The organism is Streptomyces sp. MZ04, from assembly GCF_004684775.1.
Lineage (GTDB): Bacteria > Actinomycetota > Actinomycetes > Streptomycetales > Streptomycetaceae > Streptomyces.
On record NZ_SRIC01000031.1, the window covers coordinates 39,820 to 49,414 of the forward strand.

8 protein-coding genes and 1 pseudogene are annotated in these 9,595 nt (G+C 69.1%); 8 read left to right on the plus strand and 1 reads right to left on the minus strand.

Annotated features, from left to right (window positions below; all coding sequences use genetic code 11):
- Window positions 1-129 precede the first annotated feature (129 nt).
- A complete protein-coding gene (locus E2651_RS10005; protein ID WP_135330699.1) occupies window positions 130-924 on the plus strand; it encodes an ABC transporter ATP-binding protein in 795 nt (264 codons plus the stop codon).
- Window positions 924-3,488 (plus strand): FtsX-like permease family protein, encoded by a 2,565-nt coding sequence (locus E2651_RS10010; RefSeq protein ID WP_167828755.1) that lies wholly within the window; start codon window positions 924-926, stop codon window positions 3,486-3,488. The genes E2651_RS10005 and E2651_RS10010 overlap by 1 nt, the downstream gene beginning before the upstream one ends.
- 112 nt (window positions 3,489-3,600) lie before the next feature.
- On the opposite strand, the gene E2651_RS10015 is transcribed toward E2651_RS10010, so the two are convergent.
- The gene (locus tag E2651_RS10015) at window positions 3,601-4,590 is read right to left on the minus strand and encodes a LysR family transcriptional regulator (protein WP_135330701.1); all 990 of its coding nucleotides are present in this window, start codon (window positions 4,588-4,590) and stop codon (window positions 3,601-3,603) included.
- 280 nt (window positions 4,591-4,870) lie between these two features.
- Between E2651_RS10015 and E2651_RS10020 the strand changes: the two genes are divergently transcribed.
- From E2651_RS10020 to E2651_RS10040, 6 genes and pseudogenes are all read left to right on the plus strand, one after another.
- Entirely contained in the window at window positions 4,871-5,503 is a 633-nt protein-coding gene (locus tag E2651_RS10020; RefSeq protein ID WP_135330702.1) for a TetR/AcrR family transcriptional regulator, read from the plus strand.
- A gap of 22 nt (window positions 5,504-5,525) precedes the next feature.
- Complete coding sequence (gene sbnB, locus E2651_RS10025; protein ID WP_135330703.1) at window positions 5,526-6,602, plus strand: 2,3-diaminopropionate biosynthesis protein SbnB; 1,077 nt, start codon at window positions 5,526-5,528, stop codon at window positions 6,600-6,602.
- A 205-nt stretch (window positions 6,603-6,807) separates the two neighbouring features.
- Window positions 6,808-6,993, plus strand: a pseudogene (locus tag E2651_RS45180) (helix-turn-helix domain-containing protein); the annotation flags it as partial.
- Between the two features lie 18 nt (window positions 6,994-7,011).
- Window positions 7,012-7,512 carry an AfsR/SARP family transcriptional regulator gene (locus tag E2651_RS45185; RefSeq protein WP_245238718.1) on the plus strand — a complete coding sequence of 167 codons (501 nt, stop codon included), beginning with the start codon at window positions 7,012-7,014 and terminating at the stop codon, window positions 7,510-7,512.
- Window positions 7,513-7,600: 88 nt separating this feature from the next.
- A complete protein-coding gene (locus tag E2651_RS10035; RefSeq protein WP_135330705.1) occupies window positions 7,601-7,780 on the plus strand; it encodes a hypothetical protein in 180 nt (59 codons plus the stop codon).
- 190 nt (window positions 7,781-7,970) lie between these two features.
- The gene (locus tag E2651_RS10040) at window positions 7,971-9,527 is read left to right on the plus strand and encodes an amino acid adenylation domain-containing protein (protein ID WP_167828756.1); all 1,557 of its coding nucleotides are present in this window, start codon (window positions 7,971-7,973) and stop codon (window positions 9,525-9,527) included.
- Window positions 9,528-9,595: the final 68 nt, after the last annotated feature.

A 9,595-nucleotide genomic window follows, 5' to 3' on the forward strand; every position in this document is an offset into this window, starting at 1 on the left:
CGCCAGATGTCTGATTTCCGATGTCTGATTTCCACTGTTCAGCACCGGCATTCTCCAGCTCCATCGCGCCTCGACGACTCCTGCGGTCGGTCCGAACTGATGGAATTCCCCGAGATCTAGGAGATCTTCATGCGTTCGAAGCAAGAGCGGCCGACCACGGATGAGTTGCTGCGGTTACAGGACGTCCGCAAGGTGTACGGACGGTCGCGCAACAGTGTGGAGGCGCTGGCGGGGGTCTCGCTCAGCTTCCGGCGCCACACCTTCACCGCCGTGATGGGTCCCTCCGGCTCCGGCAAGAGCACCTTCCTGCACTGCGCCGCCCTCCTGGACCGGCCGACGTCCGGCAGTGTCCTCCTGGAGGGCCAGGACATGACGGCGATGAACGAGCGCTCGCTGACCAAGCTGCGCAGGAACCGCATCGGGTTCGTCTTCCAGAGCTTCAATCTGCTGCCCGCGCTGAACGTGGTGGACAACGTGACGCTGCCGCTGCGCCTCGCGGGCAAACGTCCCAACCGCAAGCTGGTGGACGAGGTCATCGAGCGCACCGGCCTCACCTCCCGCCGCAAGCACCGCCCGGGCGAACTCTCCGGCGGTCAGCAGCAGCGCGTGGCGATCGCCCGTGCCCTGGTCACCCGGCCGGTCCTGCTGTTCGGGGACGAGCCGACAGGCGCCCTGGACACCGAGACCGCGCTGGAGATCCTGGGACTGCTGCGCGAGGCGGTGGACACCGGCGAACAGACCGCGGTGATCGTGACGCACGACCCGGTGGCCGCGTCGCACGCCGACCGCGTGGTGTTCCTCGTGGACGGCCGGGTGAGCGCCGAGCTCGAACGGCCCTCCGCCCAGGAGGTGGCCAGGCAGATGACCCAACTCGGCGCATGGGCCCGGATGCAGCGGCCCGTGGGTTCGGAACGGAGCAACTGATGCTGCGTCTCGCGCTCAAGACCCTGCGGTACCGCAAGGGCGGGTTCTTCGCGTCGCTGATCGCGCTGTTCGTCGGCGCCGTCGTCGTACAGAGCTGTGGTGGTCTGCTGGAGACCGGCATCCGAGCCAACGTCAAGGCCGAGCGGCTTGCCGCGGCGCCCGTCGTGGTGACCGGCAGCCAGGACTATCCCGACCACGCGGTCGGCACCGCGACCGATCCGATGACCGAGCGGGTGCTGCTGGACGAGGATCTGGTGGACGCCGTGGCCAAGGTGCCCGGTGTGGCCAAGGCCGTGCCGGACGTCTCGGTGCCGATCACCGCGCTGGCCGGCCGCCCGGCCGACGCGTCCGGGCACGGCTGGTCCAGCGCGGCGCTCTCGCCGTACAAGCTGGTCGCGGGTGCCAAGCCGGCCGCTTCCGGCCAGGTCGTGGTGGACAGCACCACCGCGAAAAAGCTGGGCTTGCGGCCGGGCGAGCGCCTGAAGGCATCGGTGCGCGGCAACCCGCAGGTCTTTCAGGTCAGCGGAATCGCCGAGAGCCGGACCGCGTCCGAGGCCGCGCTGCTGTTCTCCGACGACGAGGCCACTCGGCTGTACGACCGGCCCGGAAAGATCGACGACATCGGGGTGCTCGCCGCCCCGGGCACGGACCCGGCGAAGCTCGCCGACGCGGTCGGTGACGCCGTCGGGGACCGCGGTGCCCAGGTGCTGCACGGCAACGACCGGGGAGTCGCCGAGTTCCCGGACGCGATCGCCGGCAAGCAGAACCTGATCCCGACCGCGGGCGCGTTCGGCGGCCTTGCCACCATGGTCGCGATCTTCGTGGTGGGCAGCACCGTGGGCATGCTGATGCAGCAGCGCCGCCGGGAGATGGCACTGCTGCGCACGACCGGAGTCACGCCGGGGCAGTTGCGCCGCATGGTGATGGCGGAGACGTTCGTGATCGCGCTGCTCGCGGCCGGCCTGTCGATCCTGCCGGGGCGCTTCTTCGGTCGCTTCATGTACGACATCCTGGTCGACCAGGACCTGATCCCGGGCGAGATGATCTTCAGCCAGGGGCTCATCCCGCGGCTCGCCGGCTTCGGCGCCACGCTGTTCGCGGCACTGGCCGCCGCGTTCATCGCATCGCGCCGGGTGTCGAAGGTCCGGCCGACCGAGGCGATGGCCGAGGCGACGCTGCAGACCCGCTGGATCAGCCCGATCCGTATGGTCCTCGCGTTCCTGTTCCTGGGCGGTGCGACCGCGCTCGCGATCGTGACGGCGTCGGTGATGACCGGGCCGATCGCGGCGAGCACGGCAGGGCCCGCCGCGATGCTGTGGGCGGTCGGGATCGCCCTGGTGGCCCCGGGCCTGTGCCGCTGGCTCGCGGCCGCGCTGCGTTGGCCGGTCGGCTGGTTCACCGGCCTTCCGGGGCGGATGGCGATGCTGAACGCGTCGGTGCGCAAGGTCCGCCTTGCATCGGCGGTCATCCCGATCATGCTGGCGACCGGACTTGCCACGGCACTGATCTACCTGCAGACCAGTCAGGAGGCCGCCAGCAGCCGGGTGTTCGCCGAAGGCCTGAAGGCGGACGCCGTGGTCAGCTCACAGAACGGCGCTCTCCCGCCGTCGCTCGTGGACACGCTCTCCGGCCTGCCGCAGGTCGCCGGAGCGTCCGCTTCGGTGTCCGGCGGGGCGCGCCTGGAGAAGGTCCTCGGACCCGGCGAGGACGACAACGACAACATGGTGAAGCGTCGGGTCGAGCCGAGCCGGATCGACCTGCAAGGGGTCACGGCGTCCGGCGCGCGGCAGACGATCGCCCGCCCGACGGTGCGGGGTGACTACGGACGCCTGACGGGCGACAGCATCGTGCTGCCCACGGAAGTCCTGAAGGACGAGGGCAAGAAGGTCGGCGACCGCGTGAGGCTGCGCTGGGGCAACGGAGACGTGACCATGATGAAGGTCGTCGGATCGTTCTCCCCGCCCCGCGGGTTCGAGTACGCGATGGTGCCCGCGGCCGAGCTGCTGCCGCGCACGACGACCGGCGAACTGCCGCAGATCCTGGTGAAGGCGAAGCCGGGGGTGTCCTCATCGGACCTGGAGGCCGCCCTGCTGAAGGCGGCGGGCGATGTGCCCGGAGTCGTCGTCGCGGACCGCACGGAAGCGACCGCTGCGCACGAGGCGGGCGATGAGACAGGCCGGGTGGCGAGCTACCTGCTGGCCGCGGTGGTGGTCGGCTATGCGGTGATCGCGCTGATCAACTCGCTGATCGTGGCGACCGCCGAGCGGCGGGGCGAGTTCGCGCTGCAACGGCTGATCGGCTCGACCCGCGGCCAGGTGATGTGGATGATGTCGGTCGAGGCGCTGGTGACGGCGCTGGTCGGGATCGTGCTCGGCACCGCGGCCGCCGCCGGGTCACTGGTCCCGTTCGGGGTGGCCCTCGACGGGTCGGTACTGCCCAGCGGACCCGGGTGGATCTACCTGACGATCGTCGGGACCGCGGTGGCGCTGACATTCGCGACAATCTTGTTCCCGGCGTGGGCCGCGCTGCGGGCGAGGCCGGTGGAGGCCGCCGTCGCTCCATGACCGGGGCCGGCCGGGCCCCCCTCCGCCCGGCCGGACCCCGACTGTGCGGCAGACCCGGCGAGTTGGCCGGGGTCTGCCGCACAGTCGGGGCCCTGCTCAAAGCCGTATGAGCTCAAAAGCCGTAGGAGCTTTCCGCCGTCACCATGCGCGACGGGTCAGGGACCTCCGACTGTCCGTCGGTCGGGTCGCCCAGCCACGATCGATAGCTCGGAAAGGACCGTGCATATTGGTAGTAGTAACGGCGGATGATCTCCACAAGCCGACGTGCGGTACCGCAGCTCATCGCGTCCTTGTGCCACACCAGTGTCAGCTCCGTGTACTGGGTGTCGGCCAGTGGCACGATGCGGACGTCGGACGTGGCGCCGGTCAGCGGGGTGAGGGCGGCCGCGCCGACATGCCGCACCCAGCTCATGGCCTCGTGAAATCCCCCCGCATGGTGCGAGACGCTGCGATCGCGCCGGCCCAGACCGTCGAGCAGATGTCGCTCGACGGGAGAGAACCAGTGCTGTCGGGCATAGCCGATCCAGCACAGATCTTCCAACTGCGCGGCGCCCAGGACGCCGTGATCCGCGAGCGGGTGGCGGACCGGCAGCGCGAGCCAGACCGGATCGCGCACGATCGTCGCCTTGGCGAGGTCGCTGTCGGAGAGTTCGATCGGGACGATCGAGCCCATGCTCGACACCATCGCCGCGCCGAGCGCACCTCGCCGCAATGTGTCGACGGCGTCGGCCGAGAGGATCGTCTCGGTCTGCACGTCGACCTTGGGAAGCAGCGACCGCAGCGCACCGCGCAGGGTCGGCGGTGTCCACTCGGCGGTCCCGAACCGCAGTACGCCGGAGGTGTCGACGGCCGCCTCGGCGATGACCGCGTCAGCCTGTTCCGCAAGCGCGGCGAGCATGGGGATCACACGCTCTCCGAGCGGTGTGGGCGTGACGCCGCTCCGGGAGCGGACGAACAGGCTCCCACCAACGGCCTTCTCGATTCTGCGCAATTGAGCCGAAAGGCTCGGTTGCGGTATGCCGATCTTCATCGCGGCTTTAGACAGGCTTCCCGTCGCATTTATCATTTCGACGACACGTGCATGCCGCACTTCTATCTCCATGCCCCCGTGCCTTCCTCATGGCAGCCATCATGCTGATACGAGCAAGCGATGCACCGTTCGGCCCCCCGTGGCCATTGGAGCGGAATTCATTGGGTCGAGCGAGGGCGCAACCCTTCGACGACCAGGGCGCGGATGACAACAGCGGGACGCTGCCGCGATGCTGTGGCTTCCAGAGACCCCACGCCATAATAATAATGAGGTTTATTTTTGCAAGGGTTTTCGCGCAGCCGCCAGTTGATCACGGCCACTGGGCGCCCCCTCTGCAGAAAGGATCACGGCGATGCAACCAAGGGCAGCCCGTACCCGCCAGGCCTTAGTCAGCGCGGCGGCCGACGAGTTCGACCGGAACGGATACAGCGGGGCGTCCATGCCGCGCGTCTGCCGCGCCGCCGGCGTATCGGTCGGTGCGCTGACCTTCCACTTCTCCGGCAAGGAAGAGCTCGCGGTCGCGGTCCGGGAGCAGGGCGGTGCCGCCACCATGACGGCGGTCGCTGCGGTCACGGCGCGCTGTGAGGAGGCGGTCCAGACGGTGGTCTCGCTGACGCTGGCGCTGACCGGGCTGCTCGAGAACGACGTGGCCGTACGCGCGGCCGCCCGACTGGCGCGGGAGCTGCCCGGGGCACCGGACTGGTTCTCGGCCTGGGTGCCCGCGATCCATCAGCAGCTGCGGAACGCCCGTGGAGGCCAACCGGCCTCTGTCGCCGACCGGGCGGCGGTCGCCGCCCTGGCCACGCACCTGGTCACCGGTGCCGAGATCGCCATTCGGCAGCGGGCGCGCAGACACAGCATCACCGCCGGCCAGTCGGTCGCCGAGCTGACCCGGATCTGGGAGATGGTCCGCGGCGGGTTCGCCGCATCAGCACCGTGTCAGGGCGGGCGAGCAGTGTGGGGATCGCCAGGACACCCCATGTGATTCGCCCGCTGTGAGGTCAGAGATGGATCAGTTGAGCATCCCGCCGTTCGCCGTGATCGGGGGCGCCCAGGTGCACCACGTCCTCGACGGAAACGAAGCGCACACCGTCGAGTTGATCGAGGAGGCGTATCGGCTGCACGGCCACGGAGAGACCGTCAACCCGTCGTCCTACTTCCTGCGCTTCCCCGACCGGCCGGCCTCGCGCATCATCGCGCTTCCCGCATCGGTCGGCGGCCCCGCTCCGGTCGACGGTCTGAAGTGGATATCGAGCTTCCCCGACAACGTCCGGGTGGGCATACCCCGGGCCTCCGCCGTGCTGATCCTCAATGACCCCCGCACCGGCTACCCGTTGGCCTGCCTCGAGTCCTCCATCATCAGCGCCGAGCGCACCGCCGCCTCCGCCGCGCTCGCGGCCGACCGTCTGACCCGCAGCCGGACCAGGCCGCGGCGCGCGGGTTTCTTCGGCGCCGGGCTGATCGCGCGTCACATCTTCCAGCACCTCGTGGGCAACGGCTGGGAGTTCGACGAGATCAGCGTCTTCGATGTGTCCGCGGAGTACGCCGCCGCTTTCCGCGATTACCTGGCCCGATCGTCGCCCGGCACCCGACTGGTCGTCAGGGAGTCCCCCGAGGAGCTCGTGCGCTCCGCCGACCTGCTGGTCCTCGCCACGGTCGCGGCCACGCCCCATCTGACCGATCCCGAGTGGTTCGCGCACGGTCCGGTCGTGCTGCACATCTCCCTGCGCGACCTGGCGCCCGAGGTGATCCTGGCGGCCGTCAACATCCTCGACGACGTCGAGCACTGCCTCAAGGCCGACACCTCACCCCATCTGACCGAACAGGCCACCGGGGGCCGCGAGTTCATCGCCGGAACGCTCGACGACGTACTCACCGGCCGACTCGACGTTCCCGCCGACCGGACCGTGGTCTTCTCCCCGTTCGGCCTCGGGGTGCTCGACCTCGTGCTCGGGCGGTACGTCTACGACGAGCTGCGGTCCAAGGGTGAACTCGACTTCGTGGACGGGTTCTTCCACGAGACCGACCGTCATGCGATGCCCGCCCCGTCGGGCACCGGCCGGAGTCGTCCGCGACGTCCGTGATCAATTTCCCGTAGCACCGCACCATACCGTTGCATCCGACGCGCGCGGCTCATCAGGTATGTCCTTGATCTGGCCACCAGGAGGCAGAATTCGACCCGTTCATTTGGTCGATTCCTGGAGGGGGATCATGCAGTTCGGGGTGCTTGGGCCACTGGAAATATCGACCGCCGAAAAGAAACAACCATTGGCCTCCAGACGGGCCGGAATGGTACTCGCGCTCTTAGCGTTATCCCCCGGGAGGGTGATTTCATTCGAGCAACTCATAGATGAATTATGGGCGGACCGGAACATGGCCAATGCGCGCAATGCTTTGCACGCGCACATAGTCCGAATCCGGAGGGCGATGTCGGCCACCTGTCCGGGGGGTGGCAAGAGGCTTCGTACAACCCGCAACGGCTATGTCCTTGACGTGCCCGCCGACGCGGTGGACGCGGTCCGCTTTTCCTCGCTCGCCGATTCCGGCCACGAACTCGTGACGGACGATCCTGCCGCCGCCTACCGCCTGCTGGTGGAGGCGCTGAGCCTGTGGCGCGGACCGGCGCTGATGGAGGCGCGGGACGGAGTGCGCTGCCGGATCAGCGCCGCGGATCTCGAGGAGTGCAGGCTCACCGCCTATGAGGACCTGACGGAGATCCGGCTGTCCGCGGGCCTTGGGCGGGTCGCCATCCCCGAGCTGCGGCAGCTGGCGGAACGGCACATGGAACGCGAGCGGCTCACCGAGCTGTTCATGCTCGCGCTGTACCGCGAGGGCCGGCAGTCGGAGGCACTGGCCGTCTTCCATGAGGCGCGTCGGCGGCTCGCCGACGGTCTGGGAGTGGAGCCCGGTCGCTCCATGCGCCGACTGCATCAGGCGATTCTCCAGCAGGCGGAGGTGCTGGGAGAGCCGCGGGGAGTCACGCAGGGTTGTTGAGCACACACGATCTTCACGTCACCGACTCCCGCTGCAAATCAGTCGGGCGTTGACAAGTGGAGGCTCTCGGTGTGCCCAATTACACGTAATGGAGCATCAGTTCCCGTACGTGGATGAGCAGTTCATCGATACCGACACGACCGACACCACCGACACGACCTACACCACCGACACCACCGACACCTTGATGGGGTGCGCGCGCTGTTTTCGCGAGCGCGAGCGCGAGCGCCCGGTGGCGGTGGTGGCGGCGGTCTGCGACCGAGAGTGAGCCAGAGCCGCCGAGAGGGCCACAGTTCAGCCCAATGCCCCGACCTGACACGGGAGTTGAGGCAGTCCAGCTCCATGGACGCAGCACTAGTATGGGCCTCTGTAAGTCCACGACTATTACCTGTGGAACTTGCCGGTTCCACGCCGCGGAGGCTTTCGTGTCAGGTGAACACACGGTTGAACACACGGTGATGGAGCTTTTCCAGCAGCAGGCGGCTCGGTGGCCGGACCGCCCTGCCCTGGTCGGCGACGGCGGACGTCTGACCTATGCGGAGCTGGACCGCGCGACAGCAGGCGTCGCGCATGCCCTCGTCGCCCAGGGAGCGACGACGGACGAGCCGGTGGCTGTGCTGGCCGTCCGCGGAACTGAGCAATTAGTCGCGTTACTGGGCGTACTGCGCTCCGGTGCTCCGTACGTCTGCCTCGACGTGGAACAACCGCAGAGCAGGATGACCGCACAGCTGTCCGACTCACGGGCCCGCATCCTGCTCACCGATCGACCGCAGCCGGGATTCACCGGGACAGCACTCCGGCTCGGCAATCTGCCGCAGGCGCCAGCAGTCCGCCCCCAACCTCCCGCGCCTGTCGATCTGGCCTGTGTCGTCTACACGTCGGGGTCGACCGGCGCCCCCAAGGGCGTGGCGGTGACCCACGGCGGACTGGCGAACTACTCCCGCCATGTGGTGTCCCTGCTGGGCTGCGCCGACGAGCCCAGATCGTTCGCCAGCGTCACGAGCCTGGCCACCGACCTCGGGAACACCGCCGTGTTCCCCGCGCTGCTCTCCGGCGGCTGCGTCCACCTCGTACCGCCTGAAGTGGTACTTGATCCGGTGCGGTTCGCGGACTACGCACGCACCCAGGCCATCGACTACCTGAAGATCACCCCCTCGCATCTGGCGGCGCTCCTGAGCTTCACGGACACCGACGTACTGCCGCATGAGGCGCTGCTCCTGGGAGGCGAGGCACTGTCCTGGGACCTTGTCGACAAGGTCCGGGCCCGGACCCGGACCCGGGGCCGGTGCCGGATCATCAACCACTACGGGCCGACTGAGACGACGATCGGTTCGCTGACGTACGAGGTGGGGCCGGCGGAGGCGGCGCGGCGCCCAGGAGCGACGGTGCCCATAGGCCGCCCGATCGCCGCCACGGAGATCCGGGTGGTCGACGCCAGGCTCGAGCGCGTCCCGGACGGTACGACGGGCGAGCTGCTGATCTCGGGCGCCGGTCTCGCGCGGGGCTACTGGGGGTCGCCGGAGCAGACCAAGGACCGCTTCATATCCCTCGACGACGGCACCCGGGCCTACCGGACGGGCGACCGCGTGCGCTGCCTCGACGACGGGTCGGTGGAGTTCCTCGGGAGGCTCGACCAGCAGCTCAAGATCCGCGGTCACCGAGTGGAGCCGGCCGAGATCGAGGCCGCGCTATGTCTCCACCCGGCGGTGGCCCGTGCCGCGGTCACGCCGGTTCGCGACGGCGTGGGGCAACAGATCCTGGCTGCCTTCGTGGTCCCGGCGACCGCTGCCGCGCCGAGCGTCAGGGACCTGAGGGTTCATCTGAGCGGGCTGCTGCCGCCGCACATGGTGCCGTCGAGTGCGGAGATCGTCCCCGCACTGCCCTTCACACTGAGCGGCAAGCTGGACCGCCACGCCACCGTCCCCTTACCCAGCACGATCCAGCCCCAAGCCGCCGGCACGGCCAGGCTGACGACACCCGGCCCACCGCACCGCCAGGGGCCCGCACCCGGCTGAACCCCCAGCCGGGAGGCCGGGCGGCGTCCCGGCTGTGCCGTCGGTGCGCCCGGCCCACCCCCGCAGCC

Coding starts and splice junctions, on each gene's coding strand:
- E2651_RS10015 (WP_135330701.1), bottom strand. CDS start 4,590: ATGGAGATAGAAGTGCGGCATGCACGTGTCGTCGAAATGATAAATGCG.
- E2651_RS10010 (WP_167828755.1), top strand. CDS start 924: ATGCTGCGTCTCGCGCTCAAGACCCTGCGGTACCGCAAGGGCGGGTTC.
- E2651_RS10020 (WP_135330702.1), top strand. CDS start 4,871: ATGCAACCAAGGGCAGCCCGTACCCGCCAGGCCTTAGTCAGCGCGGCG.
- E2651_RS10005 (WP_135330699.1), top strand. CDS start 130: ATGCGTTCGAAGCAAGAGCGGCCGACCACGGATGAGTTGCTGCGGTTA.
- sbnB (WP_135330703.1), top strand. CDS start 5,526: ATGGATCAGTTGAGCATCCCGCCGTTCGCCGTGATCGGGGGCGCCCAG.
- E2651_RS10035 (WP_135330705.1), top strand. CDS start 7,601: ATGGAGCATCAGTTCCCGTACGTGGATGAGCAGTTCATCGATACCGAC.
- E2651_RS10040 (WP_167828756.1), top strand. CDS start 7,971: ATGGAGCTTTTCCAGCAGCAGGCGGCTCGGTGGCCGGACCGCCCTGCC.